Origin of the sequence: Luteimicrobium subarcticum, from assembly GCF_002798015.1 — a bacterium.
In the GTDB taxonomy this organism is placed as follows: Bacteria; Actinomycetota; Actinomycetes; order Actinomycetales; family Cellulomonadaceae; genus Luteimicrobium; species Luteimicrobium subarcticum.
Genome location: NZ_PGTZ01000007.1, coordinates 159,981 through 180,235, shown reverse-complemented (window position 1 = coordinate 180,235; position 20,255 = coordinate 159,981). Strand labels below are relative to the sequence as shown.

Annotated in this window: 15 protein-coding genes; 3 read left to right on the top strand and 12 right to left on the bottom strand. The window is 72.3% G+C overall.

Going from position 1 to position 20,255, the window contains the following annotated elements; genetic code table 11:
* The first annotated feature begins 87 nt into the window (after nt 1-87).
* A complete protein-coding gene (locus CLV34_RS05915) occupies nt 88-3,060 on the top strand; it encodes an HtaA domain-containing protein (RefSeq protein ID WP_157803729.1) in 2,973 nt (990 codons plus the stop codon).
* A 108-nt stretch (nt 3,061-3,168) separates the two neighbouring features.
* On the opposite strand, the gene CLV34_RS05910 is transcribed toward CLV34_RS05915, so the two are convergent.
* From CLV34_RS05910 to CLV34_RS05890, 5 genes are all read right to left on the bottom strand, one after another.
* A complete protein-coding gene (locus tag CLV34_RS05910) occupies nt 3,169-4,629 on the bottom strand; it encodes a cellulose binding domain-containing protein (RefSeq protein WP_100349368.1) in 1,461 nt (486 codons plus the stop codon).
* 32 nt (nt 4,630-4,661) lie between these two features.
* Complete coding sequence (locus CLV34_RS05905) at nt 4,662-6,401, bottom strand: beta-N-acetylhexosaminidase (protein WP_100349367.1); 1,740 nt, start codon at nt 6,399-6,401, stop codon at nt 4,662-4,664.
* Nucleotides 6,398-7,306: a carbohydrate ABC transporter permease gene (locus CLV34_RS05900; RefSeq protein WP_100349366.1), complete on the bottom strand. Its 909-nt coding sequence runs from the start codon at nt 7,304-7,306 to the stop codon at nt 6,398-6,400. Before CLV34_RS05900 ends, CLV34_RS05905 begins: the two co-directional genes overlap by 4 nt.
* Nucleotides 7,303-8,199, bottom strand: a complete 897-nt coding sequence (locus CLV34_RS05895) for a carbohydrate ABC transporter permease (protein ID WP_245859032.1) — start codon at nt 8,197-8,199, stop codon at nt 7,303-7,305. The genes CLV34_RS05900 and CLV34_RS05895 overlap by 4 nt, the downstream gene beginning before the upstream one ends.
* Before the next feature lie 118 nt (nt 8,200-8,317).
* Nucleotides 8,318-9,598, bottom strand: coding sequence for an extracellular solute-binding protein (locus CLV34_RS05890; protein ID WP_100349364.1), 1,281 nt, complete (start codon nt 9,596-9,598; stop codon nt 8,318-8,320).
* Between the two features lie 229 nt (nt 9,599-9,827).
* Here CLV34_RS05890 and CLV34_RS05885 point away from each other — a divergent pair, with 229 nt between their 5' ends.
* A complete protein-coding gene (locus tag CLV34_RS05885; protein WP_100349363.1) occupies nt 9,828-10,655 on the top strand; it encodes a GntR family transcriptional regulator in 828 nt (275 codons plus the stop codon).
* A 47-nt stretch (nt 10,656-10,702) separates the two neighbouring features.
* On the top strand, nt 10,703-11,302 hold the full coding sequence (locus CLV34_RS05880; protein WP_100349362.1) for a nitroreductase family protein: 600 nt from the start codon (nt 10,703-10,705) through the stop codon (nt 11,300-11,302).
* A 3-nt stretch (nt 11,303-11,305) separates the two neighbouring features.
* Here CLV34_RS05880 and CLV34_RS05875 read toward each other — a convergent pair whose 3' ends face one another.
* The 7 genes from CLV34_RS05875 to CLV34_RS05845 form a co-directional block, all read right to left on the bottom strand.
* On the bottom strand, nt 11,306-12,448 hold the full coding sequence (locus CLV34_RS05875) for a magnesium and cobalt transport protein CorA (RefSeq protein WP_100349856.1): 1,143 nt from the start codon (nt 12,446-12,448) through the stop codon (nt 11,306-11,308).
* Nucleotides 12,449-12,755: 307 nt separating this feature from the next.
* Complete coding sequence (locus CLV34_RS05870; RefSeq protein WP_245859030.1) at nt 12,756-13,478, bottom strand: HAD hydrolase-like protein; 723 nt, start codon at nt 13,476-13,478, stop codon at nt 12,756-12,758.
* Nucleotides 13,479-13,520: 42 nt separating this feature from the next.
* The gene (locus tag CLV34_RS05865; protein WP_100349360.1) at nt 13,521-13,988 is read right to left on the bottom strand and encodes a hypothetical protein; all 468 of its coding nucleotides are present in this window, start codon (nt 13,986-13,988) and stop codon (nt 13,521-13,523) included.
* A 66-nt stretch (nt 13,989-14,054) separates the two neighbouring features.
* Nucleotides 14,055-16,010: an NHL domain-containing thioredoxin family protein gene (locus CLV34_RS05860; RefSeq protein WP_100349359.1), complete on the bottom strand. Its 1,956-nt coding sequence runs from the start codon at nt 16,008-16,010 to the stop codon at nt 14,055-14,057.
* Between the two features lie 35 nt (nt 16,011-16,045).
* Nucleotides 16,046-16,723, bottom strand: coding sequence for a class I SAM-dependent methyltransferase (locus tag CLV34_RS05855; protein WP_100349358.1), 678 nt, complete (start codon nt 16,721-16,723; stop codon nt 16,046-16,048).
* Between the two features lie 1,187 nt (nt 16,724-17,910).
* Nucleotides 17,911-18,669, bottom strand: a complete 759-nt coding sequence (locus CLV34_RS05850; RefSeq protein ID WP_100349357.1) for a hypothetical protein — start codon at nt 18,667-18,669, stop codon at nt 17,911-17,913.
* A 6-nt stretch (nt 18,670-18,675) separates the two neighbouring features.
* A protein-coding gene (locus CLV34_RS05845; RefSeq protein WP_425436185.1) for an IS3 family transposase occupies nt 18,676-19,832 on the bottom strand; the annotation gives its coding sequence in 2 pieces (ribosomal slippage) (nt 18,676-19,559 and nt 19,559-19,832; 1,158 coding nt in all).
* Nucleotides 19,833-20,255 lie beyond the last annotated feature (423 nt).

Genomic DNA, 20,255 nt, shown 5'->3' with positions numbered 1-20,255 from the left:
ACTCTCTCCCGGTGGCGGCGTCACGTGTCCGGGGGGTCGCGTGGCGCCGCCTTCGCCCTGCCGCCCACCACGAGACCAGGAGTCCCGGTGTCCCTCACCACCCCGCGTCACGGTTCGCGGACGGCAGCGGTCGCCGCCGCCCTCGTCGCCGTGCTGCTCGCCGCGCTCACGCTCGTCGGCGTGTCGTCGCCCGCGCGCGCCGCAGACCGACCCACGCTGACCGTCACCCCTGCGACGGACGTCGACCCGAGCGTCGACAACACGTTCACCGTCCAGGGCACCGGCTACGTCGGCGACGGCGCGAAGTACGGCGCGTACGTGCTCATCGGCCCGGACACCGCGTGGCGCGGCGAGGGACCCCTCACGCTGGACGGCTGGGTCGCTCAGGCCTGGGTCCAGCCGCAGCAGATCACCGACGGCGCGTTCACCGTGACGGTGAACGTCCCCGCCGGGACGCTCCAGGTCGGCACGACGTATCAGGTGGCCACCTCCGCCGCGCACGCGCTCTCCGCGACCGACCGCACGCTCGACGCGTTCGCACCCATCACCGTCAAGGCGCCGGCTCCCGCCCCGGACCCGAAGCTCACCGTGACCCCCGCGTCCGACATCGACCCCGCAGTCTCGAACACCTTCACGGTGTCCGGCACCGGGTACGTCGGTGACGTCGCGTCCGCCGGCGGCGTGTACGTCGTCCTCGGCGCCACGTCCGTCTGGCACGGCGAAGGCGCACTGCCGCGCAACGGCTGGCTCACCCTCGCCTGGGTCCGCGCCACCGACATCCACGACGGTGCGTTCAGCACCACGCTGACCGTCCCCGCCGGCTCGTTCGTCGCGGGCACCGACTACCAGGTCGGGACGTCCGCGACCGGTGCCGCGTCCGCGACGGACCGGACGCTCGACGCGTTCGCACCGCTCACCGTCAAGGCCGTCACGCCCACGCCCACACCCACGCCCACGCCCACGCCCACGCCCACGCCCACGCCCACGCCGACGGTGCCGGCCGCCGCTCCGAAGGTCACGGTCAGCCCCGCCACGGACGTCGACCCCGGCGTCGACAACACCTTCACCGTCCAGGGCACCGGCTTCACCGGCCCCGGCGCCGTCAACGGCGCCTACGTCCTGGTCAACACCGCCGCCGACTGGCACGGCGAAGGCCCCCTCGTCCAGACCGGCGCCCTCGGCCTCGCCTGGGTCATGCCCGCCCAGATCACGGACGGCGCCTTCACCACCACCGTCAAGGTCACCGCCGGCACCCTCAAGCCCGGCACCACCTACCAGGTCGCCACCTCCGCCGCGCACGCGCTCTCCGCGACCGACCGGTCGCTCGACGCGTTCGCCCCCATCACCGTCAAGGCCGGGTCGACGCCTACGAGCTCGCCGACCCCGACCGCCTCGCCGACGAGCACCCCGACGCCCACGGCGTCGCCAACCAGCAGCCCCACCGCGACGCCGACCAGCACGCCCACGAGCACGCCGGCCACGACCGGCAAGCTCACCTGGGGCGTCAAGGAGTCGTTCCGGCAGTACGTGACCGGTCCGATCGCGGGCGGCACCGTGACCACGTCGGGCGGCGCGTCCGCGACCGGCCGCGGCACGTTCACGTTCCCGCAGTCGTCCGCGGACGTCGACGCCACGGACCGCACCGGTGACGCCGGGTACCGCGGCACCGTGCGCTTCACCGGCCACGAGGGTGCGCTCGACCTGTCCCTCACGGCACCGCGCGTCGAGCTGACCAGCGCGTCGAAGGGTGCGCTCGTCGTCGACGTGCGCGGCTCGTCGCTCGACGGCACGTCGTTCGACACGAAGTCCGTCCGCATCGCGACGCTCGACCTGTCGGCCGCGAAGGTCACCACGTCGGGCGGCGCGCTCACCTGGACGAACGTCCCGGCGTCGCTCACCGCGGCGGGCGCGTCCGCGTTCTCCGGCTTCTACACGGCCGGCACGGCGCTCGACCCCGTCACCTTCACGGTCGGGGCGACGTCCACCGCCACGCCGCCCGACGACCCCACCTCGGGCTCCGGCTCGGGCTCCGACGGCGGGTCCGGCTCGGGCGACGGCGGCTCGACCGGGAGCACGGCCGCGACGCTGTCCGCGTCGACCGTGCAGCCCGGCGACGACGTGACCATCTCCGGCACCGGCTTCGGCGCCTCCGAGAAGGGCCTCACGGTCGTCGTGCACTCGACGCCGCAGACGCTCGCGACGGGCGTCACGGCCGACGCGTCCGGCGCCGCGACCGCCACGGTCACGATCCCCGCCGACCTGCCCGCCGGGCAGCACACCCTGATCCTCCAGGGTGCGGACCACGCGGTCGCTGCCGACCTCACGGTGGTCGCGGCTGACAGTTCCGCGGGTGCTGCCGGCACGGACACCACCACGCAGCAGTGCTCCGCCCGGACGGTGTCCGGCGCCACGCTGCGGTGGGGCGTCAAGCAGGGCTTCGTCGACTACGTCACCGGACCGATCGCAGACGGCAGCGTCAGCGCGTCGGGCGGCGCGACGAGCACCGGCGGGACGTTCGTCTGGTCCGGCGGCGCGGGGACGTTCAACACCGGCGCGACCGTCGGCCGGGCGTCGTTCGCCGGGACCGTCCGGTTCACCGGGCACGAGGGCGTCCTCGACCTGCGCCTGGCGAACCCGCGCGTGCAGGTCACCAGCGCCTCGTCGGCCACGCTCGTCGTGGACGTCTCGAGCAGCGACATGCAGGGCACGAAGTCCTCGCAGACCGGCGTCGCGTTCGCGACGGTGAGCCTCGCCGGCCACGGCGGCGTGTCGGGCTCCACGGCGTCCTGGACGAACGCCCCCGCGTCGCTCACCGCCGCCGGTGCCGCCGCGTTCGCGGGCTACTACCAGGCGGGCGAGACGCTCGACCCCGTGTCGTTCACGCTGCCGCTCGGCGCGACGACCGATTGCGACGTGTACTCCGGGTCGCTCGCCGAGACGGGCTCGTCCGACGCGCCGGTCGCGCTGGCGGCGTTCGCGCTCGTCCTCGCGGGAGGGACGCTCCTCGTCGTCCGCCGTCGCCTGGGCTCACCCGTGGTGCACGGGGCGCCGCGCGCCTGACGCCACCGGCGAAGGCGCACGCTCACCCGTCTGCCGAGAACGTGATCGGGGACCTTCCGGACGTCCGGAAGGTCCCCTCTCACGTTCTCGGCGAGCCGGCGACAGCGGTCAGGACGCCGGGACGGTGTCCGTGAAGCTCGTTCCGGCCGTGCGGTAGGCGGCGACCTGCGCCCGCACCTGCGCGGGCGTCAGCACGGTGTCCTTCGCGAAGTACACGTAGTCGACCTGCTCGTCGTACGAGCGCGAGGTGCTGCTGGTCTGGCCGGCCAGGTCGATCAGCCAGTGGTTGAAGTCGATCCACTGCGGCGTCTCGGGCAGGTAGGGCTCGCCGTGCTGGGCGACCTGGTTCCCGTCGATGAAGTACGTGATGTTGCTGTTGTCGATGGTGATCTGGAGGTCGTGCCATCCGTCCAGGCTGCCGTACTGCTGGCCGTGCGCGTTGACCGCGTTCCACGGGTCCGGGTTGTAGGTCTCCCACGACGTCTCGTACATGATGTTCTGCGTCTCGCCCCAGCCGCCGTTGGGCAGGTACTCGAAGTCCTGCTCGCTGTAGCTCAGGTCCATCGGAGCGTTGAGCGGCGTGAACGTGAAGAACGTCTGGTTGACGTGGTCGCCGTCGGGCCCGCCCGTCGGGGTGTCGTCGAACCTCACGCGCGCGGCGTAGGTGCCGTTCTTGAACTTGCGCGCCGCGGTCTGGATCTCGGTCTCCTTGGTGCCGGCCGCGGTGCCGTCCGTGGTGAGCCGCAGGTTCATGACCTTGTTGGTCGCTCCGTCGGCGACGAACGTGACGTCCTGCGGCGACCAGGTCGCCCCGGACACGCCCGGGCCACCCTGGCCTGACTTGACCGTCCAGCCGTGCTGGGCGATCGCCGCGTCCGAGCTCGACGTGTAGGAGAAGTCGTCGAAGAGCGCCGCCCCGACGGGTCCGGTGGTCTGCGTCGGCGTCGGAGTGGGGGTGCTCGTGGACGTGGGCGTCGGGGTCGGCGTGCTGCCTCCCGGCGCCGTGCCCCAGACCACCGCGCCGGACTTCTGCAGCGTCACCTTGTCCCAGCTCGCGTAGGAGGTCTGGGAGCCGTTGAACGAGTAGTCGTCGGACTGCCGGAGGGTCTGCCAGTCCGATCGGTAGAAGCGCAGCTGCATGTCGCCCGTGCTCTGACCCGGGGCGAGCGACCCCGCGCCGGCGGTGAACCCGATCTCCAGGTAGCGGTCGGCGGTCGCGGTCGGGTTGGCGAGCGTGCCGAAGGTGCCGGTGATGTTCGCGCACCCCTTCACCGCCCAGGAGCACGCGAAGCGGTAGGTCGTGCCTGCGGCGTCGGCCCTGAAGTAGTACCGGACGGTCACCGTGCTGAGCGGCACGGTGGTGCTCCCGGTGTTGGTCACCTGGAACCATGGCTCGGCCTGGTCGGCCGTGGCGCCCGTGGCACTGGTGCGGTACTGCACGCTCAACGCGTCGGCGTTGCCGCCGGCCCAGGCCGGCAAGGCGGTGAGGGCGGCGCCGACGAGACCGGCCGCCGCGAGGACGGACGTCGCTGTTCGAGCTCTGGTGGACAGGCGGGACGTGCCAGACATGGTGGTTCCTTTCCAGAGGTGCGTGGTGCGGACTATCGGACGACACGGCTCCGTCGTGGAGCCGTGTCCCCGCCCCGGAGCGGGGTGCGGTCGAGGGAGGGCGCCAGGCCGACGAGGCGCCGCAGGTGCGCGTCGAGCTCGTGCCGCTCGAGCGGTGAGCCGGCCACGCCCGGGCGTTCCTGCCAGGGCTGCGGCCCGTCGGCGCGGCGCAGCTCGACACCGCAGGCCTCCAGGCGGCGTTCGTGGGTCGCCAGCCGGGAACGGAAGTCCGCCGGGTCGGACGGACCGCCGCGCCACACGACCTCGGCGAACGCCGCGAGCCGCGGGAACACGCGGTAGTCGAGGGCGCGCGGCGAGTCGACGTGCTCGGTCCACACGTGCGCCTGCGCGCCGAGCAGGCGGCCGGGCTCGTCGCCGGTGACGCCGCGACGCGGGTCGAAGGCGAGCACGCGGTCGACGTCCGTGACGACCCCGACGGGGACGGGCTCACGGGGGTCGTCCGACTCGCGGTAGTCGAGGTAGACCTCGTCCGCGGGCGCGGCCACGACGTCGTACCCCCGGGCGAGTCCGGTGCCGATGCCGTGCGCACCACGCCAGGAGGCGACGACCGCGTCGCGGACGGGTGCGCCCTCCAGCACCTCGTCCCAGAGCAGGACGCGGCGCCCGCGTGCCCGTGCCCGCTGCGCGAGCCGGTCGAGGAGCCAGTTCTGGGCGTCGGCGTCGCGGGTCAGCCCGAGCTCGGCGAGCCGCCGTCGGACGTCCGGGTCCCGCCGCCAGCGCACCTTGGGCGACTCGTCGCCGCCCAGCGCCAGGACCGGCCCGGGGAACTGGTCGAGGACGTCGTCGAGGATCGCGCCCACGGTCTCGAGGACGTGGTCGGAGAGCCCGAGCACGTGGTCGGAGATCCCCCACCGCGTCCAGACCTCGGGGGCGACGACGCCGCCCCCCGGAGCACGGTCGAGCCCTGCGCCCAGGTCGGGACGTGCGGCGACGAGCGCCTGGACGTGGCCCGGCAGGTCGATCTCCGGGACGATCGTGACGTGCCGCTCGGCGGCGTACGCGACGATCTCGGCGACGTCCGCCCGCGAGTAGAACCCGCCGTGCGGCCGCCCGTCGTCGGGGGCGTCGTCCCCCGCCCCGACCTGCGACGCCCGCCGCCAGGACGCGACCGACGTGAGCTCGGGGAACCCGTCGATCTCGAGCCGCCAGCCCTGGTCGTCGGACAGGTGGAGCTGGAGCATGTTGAGGCGGTGCATCGCCATGAGGTCGATGAACCGCAGCACCTCGCGCACGGGCAGGAAGTGCCGGACGACGTCCAGCAGGACGCCCCGCCACGCGAGGACGGGCTCGTCCTCGATCGTGCCGCACGGGACCTCCCAGGGCGGAGGCGCGACGACGGCGCGGCGGTACGCGTCGGGCGGCAGGAGCTGACGCAGCGCCTCGATCGCGTAGGAGGCGCCGGCCGGCCCGCCCGCGCGCACCTCGATCCGGTCGGGCCGGACGTCGAGGGCGAAGGCCTCGAGCCCGAGCGCTTCGTCGGTCCGGAGACGGATGGTGGCGGAGATCCGTCCCGCCGGCTCGAGGTCGAGCCCGCCGCCCGCGCCGAGCAGGCGGCGCAGCCGCCGGGCCTCGCCGGCCAGCGCGGGATCGGTGTGCAGCTCGGCGCGCTCGTCGACGACGTGGACGCCGGGGCGGGGGCGCCAGGAACGCGGCGCGGGGACGAGGGCCGGCACGGGGCTCGCGGAGGGGACCGAGGCGGGGACGGCGCTCATCCCTTGACCGCCCCTGCCGTCAGACCGCCCGTGACACGGTTCTGGAGGACGACGAACACCAGCAGCACAGGCAGCATGAACAGCGTCGACGCGGCCATCGTGGCTCCCCAGTCCGTGCCGAACACGTTGTTGAACGACGACAGCCACACCGGCAGCGTCCGGCTGTCCTGGTTCTTGATGAGGAGCGTGTTGGCGAACGCGAACTCGTTCCACGCCGTGATGAACCCGAACAGCGAGGTCGACAGGAGGCCGGGCGCGAGCAGCGGGAAGACGATCCGCCGGAACGCCGTGGCCCGCGAGCACCCGTCGACGCGCGCAGCCTCCTCGAGCTCGACGGGGATCGCGTCGAGGAACCCACGGATCGTGAGGATCGTGAACGGGAGCGTGACGACCGTGTAGATGACGAGGAGCGTCACGAGCCGGTCGAGCATGCCGACGTCCCGGACGACGATGTACATGGGGATGAGGAGCGCCTCCCAGGGCGCCATCTGGGCGGCGAAGACCACGAGCACGAACACGCCTCGTCCGCGCCAGCGCAGGCGTGCGACGGCGAACGCGGCGAGCGCCGCCACGACGAGCGCGACGAGCACCGACCCGAGCGTGACGAACAGGCTGTTGCGCCAGAACGCCCAGAAGCCGTCTGCGGCGAGGGCCGTCCGGAAGTGGTCGAGCGTCAGGGCGCGGGGCCACGGCGTGACCGATCCCGCCTGGAGGTCGCGGGTCGGCTCGAGCGCCGTCCGGACCATCCAGTACACGGGGAAGACGGACGCGAGGATCGTCACGACGGCCGCTGCGCCGAGCGCGACGCGTCCGGGCCGCAGGCGGCGGCGCCGCCGTCCGGCGGTCGTCGCGGCTCCAGGGCCGGCGGGACCGGCGACGAAGGTGGGGACGGTGTCTGTCGTCATCGGTCGCCCTCCTGGCGCAAGGTCTGACGGAAGTACACGAGCAGCAGGAGCGTGAGCATCACGACGGTGACGACGGAGATCGCCCCCGAGAGCCCGTACCGGTGCAGCGACTGCGCGACCTGGTAGGCGTAGACGGGCAGGGTGGTGGTCGCGTCGTCGGGCCCGCCCTGGGTGACGGCCCAGATCTGGGCGAACGCCTTGAACACCCAGATCACCTCGAGCGAGGTGATGAGCCCGAACAGGGGTCGCAGGATCGGGAACGTCACGGACCGGAACAGCCGGAAGCCGGACGCCCCGTCGATCCGGGCCGCCTCGAACAGCTCGTGCGGCACGGTCGTGAGGCCGGCGTAGAGCGTGAGGGCGGCGAAGGGCACGGACTGCCAGACGATGAGCAGGACGAGCATGGCGAACGCCGCGGGCCCGTGGGCGAGCCACGAGTAGCCGTCGAACCGGTCCAGCCCGAGCGCGACGAGCGTCGCGTTGACCACTCCGCGCTCGGACTGGAAGAGCCACTGCCAGATGGTGGTGGCGGCGATGATCGGCGTCGCCCACACGACGACGAGCCCGGCCATCACGCCGAACCGCAGGACGCGGCCGAGCGCGTTGATCATGAGTGCCACCAGGGTCGACAGCACCATGATGAGGACGACGTCGATCGCGGTGAACGCGAGCGTGCGGACGACGACGCCCCAGAAGGTGCCGTCGGTGAGCAGCTCGGCGTAGTTGTCGAGCCCGACGAACGAGGCTCCCCCACGGATCAGCTCGCGCAGGCCGTAGTCCTGGAACGACATGACGACGTTGCGGACCACGGGGTAGCCGAGGACGAGACCGATCGCGACGACCGCGGGCGCGACGAGGACGTACGGCCAGGGGTTGGCCCGCGTCCGCCGCACCGGGGCGGGCGTCCCGGCGCCCGCCCCGGTGGTGGGGGCGGTCCGCGGGGACCGCCCCTCGGGAAGGAGGGGGTCGTGGGACGCGGGAGATACGGCGCCTCCCACGACCCCCTCCAGCTCAGCTCGACGCATTGAGCGTCTTCGTGATCGCGTCCGACGCGGTCGTGCCGGCGGCGGCCGGGTCCGCCCCTGTCAGCACCTGCGTCATGTAGTTCTTGACGGGGTTGTTCGCCTCGACGGCGGCCCAGTTCGGCGAGTTGGGCGTGGCGTGCCCGTTGGCGGCGCCCACCGCCATCGCCGCGGCGCCGGGGTCGTCGGCGAGGACGCCGGCGAGCGTGGTCTTGTTGGGGACGTAGCTCATGGCGACGGCGAGCTTCTTCTGCCACTCGTCCCCGGTGAGCTCCTTGATGAAGGTGTACGCCTGGTCGGGGTGCGCGGCGGCGGTCGGGATCACGAGGTCCGACCCACCGGTGAAGACCGCTCCGGGCTGGTCGGCGGTCTTGCCGGGGATCGGGAAGAACCCGATCTTGTCCGCCATGGCGGCGTTCGCGGCGGTGACCTGGGTGGCGGCACCGGGCGTCGCGATCATCTGCGCGACCTTGCCGGTCGCGAAGACGTCGATCTGCGGCGGGTGCTGCTCGTCGGCGTCCTGCGGACCCTTGCCGAGCTTCTGGAGCGTGCCGTAGAAGTCCATCGCCGCAGCGGCGGCCGGGGTGTCGAGGCCGCCCTTCCAGGTGTCGCCGTCGTTTGTCGCGAGGTCGCCGCCCTCGTCCCACAGGAAGCCGGCGTAGGTGTACCAGTTCTGACCGGCGAGGTAGATCCCCTGGTTGCCGCCGGTGTCGAGCGCCTTGGTGTCCTTGAGCCACTCGTCCCGCGTCTTCGGCGGTGTGGTGATCCCCGCCTTCGTGAAGAGGTCCTTGTTGTAGAGGACGACGCGGTTCGCGGCGTAGTACGGGATGCCGTACTGCTTGCCGTCGATGTTCCCGGGCTCGGCGAGCCCGGGGATCCAGGACGAGCCGCCGAGGTCGCTCACCTTGTCGGTGAGGTCGGCGAGGCCGCCGCTGGCGCCGTACTGGGCGACCTGCGTGTTGCCCACCTCGATCACGTCGGGGGCGTCGTCGCTGGCCAGCGCGGAGATGATCTTCTGGCCGATGCCGTCCCACTCCTGGACCTGGACGTCGACCGTGACGTCCGGGTGCGCCTTCTCGAACCCGGCGACGAACTCCTTCTGGAAGTCGTCGGAGATGCTGTCGCGCATGAGCCAGACGTCGATCGTCGTGGCTCCCTGCGTGCTCGTGCCGGTGTCGCCCGAACCCTCGTCGGACGAACAGGCCGCGACGGTCAGGGCCAGGGCCGCTGCCGTCGCCGCGGCCGCGCCGGCGGTGCGGAGCTTCCTCATGATTCACCTCGCCTCGTTGTTTACCAGTTGGTCAACTGGTAAGTAATGAGAGGAAGATGACACGCAGCGCACCGCGGCGTCAAGGGGTTCGTTCATGTCGGTTTCTGACGTCTCTGCCGCGCGAGAGGGGCGATCCGAGGCCGAATCGTTCCGACCGACGGTCGTGCAGCCACCGTGAGGTGGCATACTGACCACCGGTAAGTTCTGCGACAACCAGAAGGGAGCGCGCGTGCCCGACACCCCCGCGCCCACCCGCAAGCGCGAGCTCGTGCGCGACCACATCCTCGAGCTGGTCGAGTCCCAGCCCGCAGGGCATCCCCTCCCGTCGGAGCGCGACCTCTCGCACCAGCTCGGGGTCTCGCGCCCCACGCTGCGCGCCGCCGTCGACGAGCTCGTGGCCGCCGGGCTCGTCGTCCGCGAGCACGGGCGCGGCATGTTCGTCGCGCGCGCCAAGGTCACCCAAGAGCTCGTCGCGCAGGACACCGTCGCCGAGGTCCCCCGCGCCGGCGGGGCCTGGTCGAGCCGCGTGCTCGACCTCGGGACCGTGCCCGCCGGCCCGCGCGTCGGACGGCGTCTCCACCTGTCACCGTCGGCGACGGTGGTCCACGTCGCCCGGCTCCGCCTCGTCGACGGCGAGCCGATCGCGATCGAGTACCTCTACCTCCCGGCCGACGTCGTCCCCGGCCTCGACCCCGCCGACGTCGAGGTGGGCGACTTCTACGAGCACCTCGCCCTGCACCACGGGGTGCGTGTGGCGAGCGCGACCCAGGCCATGGAGGCCACCGTCACGAGCGAGGAGGAGGCCCGCATCATGGGCGTCCCGCCGTTCTCCGCCGCGCTGATGTTCGAACGCCTCACGCTCGACCAGCGTGGCCGACCCGTCGAGTACGTCCACTCCGTCTACCGCGGCGACCGGTACCGCATCGTGTCGCGGCTCTCGCTCGCCCCGACGGCCGACGGCTCCCCGGCCGAGGCGGCGGCCGCGGGCCACTACCCGGGCATGCCCGCGAGCGAGACGTCCGTCGAGTACGTCACGCACGGCGAGGTGCAGCGATGACCGACGTCCTGACCACCGCGCCCGCCGCGGTCCGGAGGACGTGACCCATGGAGTTCCAGAGCGTCGTGGACCGCCGCCGCATGGTCCGCCGCTACAGCGACGCGCCCGTCGACCCGCGCGTCGTCGAGCGTGCCCTCCACAACGCCCAGCGGGCTCCGAGCGCCGGGTTCAGCCAGGGCTGGGGGTTCCTCGTGCTCGACCAGGCGGCCGACGTCCGCCGGTTCTGGGAGGCGACCGCGGACACGTCCCGCCCCGACGCGTGGCTCACGGGCATGATGCGCGCGCCGGTCGTCGTGATCCCGTGCAGCAGCAAGGCCGCGTACCTCGAGCGCTACGCCGAGCCCGACAAGGGCTGGACGGACCGGGACGAGTCCCGCTGGTCGAAGCCGTTCTGGGACATGGACGTCGCGATGGCGAGCCTGCTGATCCTGCAGACCGCCGTCGACGAGGGCCTGGGCGCGCTGTTCTTCGGGATCCCGCCCGAGGCCGACGCCGCCGTACGTGCCGCGTTCGGGATCCCCGACGACCACGACCCGGTCGGCGCGATCACCCTCGGCCACCCCGAAGCGGGAACCCCCGTGCGCGGGTCGGCCGCACGACGACCCCGCCGGCCCGCCGACGACGTCGTCCACCGCGGCCGGTGGTGACGCTCAGATCCAGCGGCGCAGCTTGAACACGCCCCACAGCACGACGCTCACCGCCGCCATGCCGAGCAGCGCGAGCGGGTACCCCCAGTGCCACGACAGCTCGGGCATGTCCTCGAAGTTCATGCCGTAGATCGTGCCGACGAGCGTCGGCGCGAAGAGGATGGCGGCCCACGCGGAGATCTTCTTGACCTCCTCGTTCTGGGCGTTCGACGCCTCCGACAGCGCCCGCATCTCCTCGTTCTGCCGCTGCGACACGAGCGTCGCGTTCACCGTGAGGATGTCGCGCAGCGCCACCCGGAACGAGTCGATGCGCTCCGCGACCTCGGTCGCGTGGTCGGCGACGTCGCGCAGGTACGACTGGAGCTCCTCGTCGATCGCGTACTTGTCGAACCCGGCACGCAGCGCCGAGAGGATCTGCCGCAGCGGACGGACCGCACGCTGGAACTCCACGACCTCGCGCGACAGCTCGTAGATGCGTCGGGACACGGCCGCGTCGCCGCCGAACACCTCGGTCTCGATCTCGTCGATGTCGTTCTCCAGGCCCGCGACGACGGGCGCGTACCCGTCGACGACGGCGTCGAGGATCGCGTACAGCACCGCCTCGGGCCCGCGGGCCAGCATCGACGGGTCGGCCTCCGTGCGACGGCGCACCGTCGTGAGGTTCGGCGACTCGGCGTGCCGGACGGTCACCACGAAGTCCGGGCCGACGAAGACGTGCAGCTCGCCGAACTCGACCTCTTCACGCTCGTCCACGTACCGGGCGGCACGGAGCACGACGAACAGGGTGTCGCCGTACCGCTCCAGCTTGGGCCGCTGGTGCGCGACGATCGCGTCCTCGACCGCGAGCTCGTGCAGGTCGAACTCGACCGCCAGCCGGGTGAGGTCCTGCGGGCTCGGCCGGTACAGGCCGATCCACGCCATGGCGTCCTCGTGGGCGCGCAGACCGCGGAACGTGTCGCCGAGCGTGGGCGGCGTCTCGACGCGACGACCCTTCTCGTAGATCGCGGCGTCGACGATGCTCGACACCTGGCGCGGCGTGTCGTCGATCGGCACGACGGGCACGTGGGGACGGTTCGCGAGGTCGTCGCGACGGCGCGGACGACGCGTCGCGAGGGAGGCGAGACGGGTGATGGGACGGTCGGTCATGACGGGCTCCGGGGCAGCGCGGCCGACCGTCCGCAGCGGCCACCGTCGGGCGCCGGGCACAAGCCGTGGCGGCCGACGGTCCGGGAGGGACGGTCAGGCGAGGAAGGTCATGCCAGCAGGCATGCGGACGCGAGTGCCATCGACATGGCGGCGACTATCACTGGGAGGTTCGCTGCGCATCGCGACCTCCCCTCGTCCGTGCAGCTCGCGGCTGCGGTCCCGTGCCGGGCGACGCCCGGACCGTCGTTCAGGATACTCCCGCCACGCGTGTCACCGCGCCGTCCCCGGGGTGACGTTCCCCGGACGGTCAGGCGACGAGCAGGTGCACGAGCTCGGCCGGCGTCGCCACGGTGGCGGCGGGCCCGGCCTCCTCGATCTCCCCCGGCACCGCGTAGCCCCAGCCGACGGAGACCGTGCGCAGGCCGTGCTCGCGGGCGCCGAGGACGTCGTGCTCCCGGTCGCCGACCATCACCGTGGCGTCGGCCGCGGGCATCGGCTCGCCGGCCGCGGCACGGCGCGCCGCCACGGACGCGAGCGCGTGCGCGACGACCTGCGCCTTGGCGCTGCGCGGGCCACCGTCCGCGTCGGCCCCGAAGACGCCGTCGACCCCGCCGTCGAGGTATGGGGCGAGACCGAAGTGCTCGACGATCTGCCGGGCGTAGACCTCGGGCTTCGACGTCGCGACGACCATGCGGACGCCCGCGTCCTGCAGCGCGCCGAGCGCCTCCGGGATCCCGGGGAACACGGCGTTGTCGAACATCCCGCCGGCGACGAACGCCGCCCGGTACAGCCCGATCAGCTCGTCCACCCGGTCCTGCGGCACCCCGAGGAGCAGCAGCGACTCGTGCAGCGGCGGGCCCACGATCGCGCGGAGCCGCTCGTCGTCCGGGACGGGGAACCCGGCCTCGGCCAGGGCGTGCCGCATCGACCCCATGATCCCGGGCGCGGAGTCGGTGAGGGTGCCGTCGAGGTCGAGCAGGACGAGCGACGGCGGAGTGGGCAGCGCGGGAGAAGGCAGCGGGGAGGTCACACCCCCCATCCTCACCCGAGCGCGCGGCACGACGTGAACCGGTCAGGTCGACGCGCCCGCCGCGCTGCTGCTGTCGCGCCTCCGCTCGGACGCCTCGACGACCCACAGCAGGAACACCTGGTCCTGCAGCGGGACGTCGGGCGGCAGGTCGAGCGAGAACCGGTTCGTGAACGTCCCGGCGCGGCCCGCGGAGCCGATGCCCACGCCGTCGCGCAGCACGTCGAAGCCGCTCGCGAAGAACCCGCTCTTCAGCTCGTACGTCGCGACGGGCGTCCACACGGTCCACGAGTACGTCCAGAACGACGTCTTCCGGGCGACGAACCGCGGGCCGGCGTCACCGAGCGGCCCCGTCCCGACGATGTCGCCGCCGAACTGCTTCGCGAACGTCCAGCGTCCGTCGGGCAGGTCGATCTCCGCCCGCTCGCGGAACGTGCCCTGCTGGAACACCCCGACCGTCGCGCCGTCGAGCACGAGCTCGCGGTTCCCCCACCCCTTGCCCCACGTCAGCATGGGCGAAACCTACCGGTTCGCCTGCCGGTCGCGGTACGTCGACCGAGGGACGTCAGCCGGGGTACCTCAGCCGAGGAGCGGCAGCGTGAGCGCCGGCTCCCCCGCCGTGGGGACCACGCGCACCGGCACGCCCCAGTCCTGCTGTGCGAGGTGGCAGGCGGGGAACTCGATCGCGGGGTCCGCGTCGCAGGACGCGGCCTGCGCGGTCACGTGCAGCACCCCGCCGTCGACGTCGGGGTTGACGACGAGGTCGCGGGCGAGGTCGGTGCCGTCCCCCGCGCCGGCGAGCAGCAGCTCGGGCGGGGTGCTGGACACGCGCAGCCGCGTCGACGGTCCGTACCGGTCGTCGAGCTTCTGCCCGGGCGCCGGACGGAACGGCACCTCGAGCCGCAGCGCGCCGGCGACGATCTCGGTCACGGGCCGCTGCGTGCGACGGGCACCGCCGTCGAGGACGTCGCCCACGAGGTCCGCGGGGAGCGCGACACGGGTGAGCCGGTGGGCGGCCGACTCGACGACGAGCACGTCCAGCCGCGCCCCGACCGGACCGTCGCCCGGCCGACCGGGCGCCCACGGCGCGCCGTCGACGAGCACGACGAGCCCGCTGGGCTCCGCGAGACCGGTGGCGAGCGTGGTCACCTGGCCGGTCGTCCCGTCCCGCGCCGGGACGACGCGACGGACCGCTCCGTTGTAGGTGTCGGCGACGAGGACGGACCCGTCGGGCAGGGCGGCCACGCCGAGCGGGTGCTGCAGGAGCGCCTGGTCCGCGGCTCCGTCGCGGTGCCCGAAGTCGAACAGCCCCTGCCCGACGGCCGTGTGCACGGTGACGGCACCGGTCGCGCCATCCGTGTCACGGCGCGGGTCGAACCAGCGGACGGCGGACGTCTCGGAGTCGGCGACCCAGACGCGTCCGGGGCGCCCGTCGTCGTCGAGCGCGAGCGCCAGCCCGGACGGCTGCGCGAACCACGCGCCGGCGAGCGGACCGTCCTGCAGCCCCTCGTTCATCGTCCCGGCGAGCTGCGTGATCGTCCCGGCGACGGGGTCGAACGTCCAGAGCGTGTGGTTCCCGGCCATCGCGACGACGAACGCCCCGAGGTCCGGCACCCACAGGACGTCCCACGGCGACGACAGCCGGACGCCCCGCTCGGGGTCGACGTTGTCCGGCGCGCCCACCATGTACTGGTCGCCGGTGCCCGCGAGGGTCGTCACCGTGCCGTCCGCGAGACGGACCCCGCGCAGCACGTGGTTCGCGGTGTCGGCCACGACGACGTCGTAGCCGAGCGTGCCGCGCAGGTCGGCGGGAACGAGCGCGAGCCCGCCCGGCTCGGCGAACCGGCCGTCGTCGGGGCCGCCGTCCACGAGCCCGCGCTCCCCCGAGCCGACGCGTCGGACGAGCGTCTCGCCGTCGGGCGCGAGCTCGGTGAGCGCGTGGTGCCCGGCGTCGGCGACGAGCAGGTTCCCGCCGGGCAGGGCGACGGCCTTCGCGGGGAACCGCAGGGTCCCGGCGGTCGGCTCCGGCGGGACGTACGGGCCGTCGCCCTCACGCAGCGTCCCCTTCGCCCGGTGCTCGGCGACGAGCTCGGCGACCAGCGCCTCGACGTTCGCGGCATGTCCCTCGCCCGCCATCTGCGCGACGACGTACCCCTCGGGGTCGACGACGACGAGCGTCGGCCAGGCACGCGCGGTGTACGCCTGCCAGGTGACGAGGTCGGGGTCGTCGAGCACGGGGTGGTGGACCTCGTACCGTTCGACGGCGGCGGCGAGCGCCACCGGGTCGGCCTCGTGCTCGAACTTGGGCGAGTGGACGCCCACGATCGTGAGGACGTCACCGAACCGCTGCTCGAGGTCGCGCAGCTCGTCGAGGACGTGCAGGCAGTTGATGCAGCAGAACGTCCAGAAGTCGAGCAGGACGACGCGCCCGCGCAGGTCGGCGAGCGTGACGTCCTTGCCGCCGGTGTTGAGCCAGCCGCGCCCGACGAGCTCGGACGCGCGGACACGGGGCAGGCGGGGTGGTGCGGTGGTCACACCCCAGTGTCCCAGCCGGGCGGCGGGCTCCGGTGTCACGGACGGGTGGCGGTCACCACACGGGTCGCCATCCACGGGCCGCTCCACCAGACGCGCCAGCCGACGTCCCGGGGCGTGGTGGGTTCCGCGCCGAGCGCGCGGAGGCGCTCGGCGCACTCGCGCGCCTTCGAGATGTCGAGGACGACGAGCGTCCCGCCCGGGCGCAGGACGCGCCACGCCTCGGCGACCGTCTGGTCGCGGCCGTCGCGCGTCGGGATGTTGTGGATCGACAGGCTCGCGGTGACGAGGTCGAACGACGCGTCCTCGTACGGCAGCTCCGTCATGTCGCCCGTGGTGAACGCGACCCGGTCGTCGACGCCGTTGGCGCGGACGTGGGCGGCGGCGGCGGCGGGCGAGTTCCCCGACTGGTCGACGCTGCGCCACAGATCGATCCCGTCGACCTCCGCTGCCGGGAACCGGAGGGCCGTCATGATCGCGACCGCGCCACGTCCGCACCCCAGGTCGAGCGCGCGCCCCGGTGCGGGGACGCCCGCGAGCAGCTCGTCCCAGACGACGAACTTCCCGCGACGCGACGCGTGCAGGTACAGCGCGCCGCCCACCACGAAGCAGGCGGCGAGCCCGAGGAGCAGCACCGGCACCCACGTGAGGCCGTTCCCGAGCGTGAGGTTCAGGACCGCGAGCGTCGCGTACAGGACGGCGAACCCCGCCCACATCCAGACGACCCAGGGGGCGTCGGTGCCGTACTGCCCGCGGGGGCGTGGTGAGGTAACTCCATGGCAGTATCGCCCCCTTCTGTCAGCGTTCCGCGAACGGGCTTCGGGTAGGACCCGGGCAACGCCGGCGAGGTGGCGGCGTTGACGGCGAACTCGGGTACGACGATCCGAGTCGTGAGTCCCAAGGGATCGACCTCGGGGTGGACGGCGGTTGACGGGTCCGCGCAGTCGTCGGGCTCGGTGCCGATGACAACCGACCACAATCCTGCTGAGCGCGGTGTTCGCACGCTACTCCGCCTCTGCTCCGCCTGCTCCGCCTCTGCTCCGCCTGCTCCGCCTCTGCTCCGCCTGACTGGGCACGATGAGGCGGGCAGAGGGTCGTCCCCTTCCAAAGCCCAGGAAGGGGCTACGCCCCTGGGACGACGACGGCGAGCGGACCGGCCCACCGGACCGCGGACCACCCCGACGACGACGGCGAGCGGACCGGCCCACCGGACCGCGGACCACCCCGACGACGACGGCGAGCGGACCGGCCCACCGGACCGCGGACCACCCCGACGACGACGGCGAGCGGACCGGCCCACCGGACCGCGGACCACCCCGACGACGACGGCGAGCGGACCGGCCCACCGGACCGCGGACCACCCCGACGACGACGGCGAGCGGACCGGGGTGTGGCAGCCTTATCGGCGTGTCGACGACGGTCGAGCTTGCGGAGACGCGCTCGGCGTCGACGACGGGCGCATCTCGCGCACCACGCGCACGGGCTGTGCATGGTGTACTGCCAGCGTCTCGAGCGGACCGGCACCCCTGAGCCCGGTTCGCCAGGCGACAACCAACGAGCCAAGACCCGCTGCCCTCAGGGGCACCTGTACGACGCGGCGAACACGTACGTCTTGGCCGACGGCTGACGTCGCTGTCGCAGGTGCCGGATCGAGCAGTCGACCGGGTCGCAACGGGCTCGACGCTCGGCCGAAACGGTGGACGCGTAAGCCGAACCTGGTCGTCCGTCGAGCTCGCGCGCGAGCTCGGGATCAGCCGTCAACGCGTGGCCGTGCTCGCTGCCCGTTGGGAGTGGTCGAGGTCGATGGACGGTGGCCTTTGGCGGGCGAGCACGGTCAGGCGCACCTGGCGTCCGACGAGGGCCATCCCGCGACCGAGCTCGAGCATCGTATCGGCGGCGCTGGTCAGTGCAGCTTTATGCGGTACTTCCCAGCGATCTCGAGGAGGTCGGGGTCGAGATCGCTGATCTCCTGGCCCGAGTCGGCGGTGGGGTCGGATGGTTTGTCGTCGAGACCGTCGTCACGCGAACGCATCCAGTAGGCATATGAAAGGTCCCAGCCGGGGTCGGACTGCCACGCCGCGCCGAGCGGCAGGGTGCCGTCATCCAGGACCGCGTCGCGCATCATCGACGCGAGCGTGGTCGTGAAGCGGCGGTCGTGGCCGAGGATCGTGTGGCGGTCCAGGTGCTCATGCCCGAGGGTCTGGGCGGGGTCGTCGAGCTGGGCGGCGAGGGCGTATCGGGAGTCGGCATGCTCGGGGGCGATCCACCACCCATCCTCGTTGATCGTGACGGTGAACAGGGCGCGGGCTTGACGAAACGCACGGGGGAGATGACCGATCTGCATGAACGCCGCCTCGGACCATTCGTCCCGGACAGCCTCGTACAGGTCGTCGGCGCTCATACCGAGGTTCGCGGCCGTGCGCTCGAAAGCACCCTGGCGGCCGGGCGTGGGGCGGTAGTCCTGGATCGTCTCGGAGAACGCGCCTCGACGGGTCTGGCTGAAGTACAGGGTCGAACCACCGGCGGTGTCGAACCGGCTCCACGAGCGCGCGTCGTAGGCGGCCCAGGCGTCCTGCCCAGGCCCGCCCCACGGGGTCAGGTCGAGGAACGCAGGCCCGTCGAACTGGGGACTGCTGCAAGTTTCGTTGACACTTCGATTCACTTGCGTTTAGGCCGCTGAGGCGACCGCGTAGATGGTCTCAAACTCGACCGGGGTGAGGCGACCGAGGCGGGCTTGGCGGCGCCGGTGGTGGTAGGTGCGCTCGATCCAGGACACGATTGCGTGGCGTAGCTCGTTGCGGGTGGACCAGCGGTGCCGGTTCAGGACGTTCTTCTGGAGCAGGGCGAAGAACGATTCCATCGCGGCGTTGTCGCCCGCGGCCCCGACACGGCCCATCGACCCACGCAGCCCGTTGCGGTTGATCGCAGCAACGAATTTCCTAGATCGGAATTGGCTGCCTCTGTCCGAGTGCACCACGCACCCGGTCACCGTCTGCGGGCCGCCGCGGCGCCGCACGGCGCTCTCGAGTGCGTCGACGGCCAGGCGCGACTTCATCCGGTCGCTGATCGAGTACCCGACGATCTTGTTCGAGTAGACGTCCTTGATCGCGCAGCAGTAGACCTTGCCCTGGTCGGTCCAGTGCTCGGTGATGTCGGTCAACCACAGCTCGTTCGGTCGCGAGGCGGTGAACTGGCGCTTGACCAGGTCGTCGTGCACCGGCGGGCCGGGCCGCTTGCCGGATCCGCGTTTGCGCGAGTGGGTCGAGGAAACACCCGCCGCCGAGCACAGCCGCCACACCCGCCGGTCGCCGACCTCGTGCCCGGCGCCGCGCAGCTCGTCGGCCACCAGCCGATACCCGAACTCCGGGTCGTCTTTGTGGGCGTCGATCGCCGCGTTGGTCAAGTAGGCGTCTTCCAGGTCGCGGTCGGTGAGCGGGTCCTTGCACCAGGCGTAGTAACCGGCCCTGGAGAACTTCAGCACCCGGCAGGTCACCGCGACGGGGTAACCGTCGGCGGCAAGGTCACGGACCAGCGGGTAGGTCATTTTGGGGAGATCTCCCTGGCGAAGTAGGCCGCCGCCCGCCGCAAGATCTCGTTCTCCTGCTCCAACAGCCGGTTGCGCTTACGCAGCTCGCGCAGCTCGGCCGACTCCTTGGCGGTCACGCCCTCGCGGTTGCCGGCCTCGACATCAGCGGCGCGCATCCAGTTGCGCAGGCAGGACTCGGAGATCCCGAGGTCCTTGGCGATCTTCGAGACCGGGGCATCGCCCTTACGGGCCAGCGCGACCGCGTCGTCACGGAACTCCTGGGGGTGGGGTGCAGGCACAGCACACATCCTTCCAGCAGGGACACACGTCCCCACAAGTCAGGTGTCAACCGAACCTGCAGCAGTCCCCGACCACGGCGACCTCGACCGTGAGCAGCAGGGGTCCATTTTCGTCCGGCGTTGACACCAAGAGCCCTTCAGATCGCCTGGTCATGGATTTGGTTCATCAAGCATTCCCGAACATCACGATCTAGCGCGACCGACGCCGAGCACGTGCGGCCACCAATGACCCAATGACGAATATCGCCAGCGCACCGGCGAGGACTGCCCCCAGATGACTCGGAAGTAGCGCTAGTGCGGCCACAGCGACTATTCCAACAGCGGCTGCCGCCGCGCCTCCTACCAGCGCATGCTTGACCGAGAACCGTGAGCTCACCGCGCATCCTTTTCTCGCGCACGCCTTCGCGCCCGGAGGACAAACAG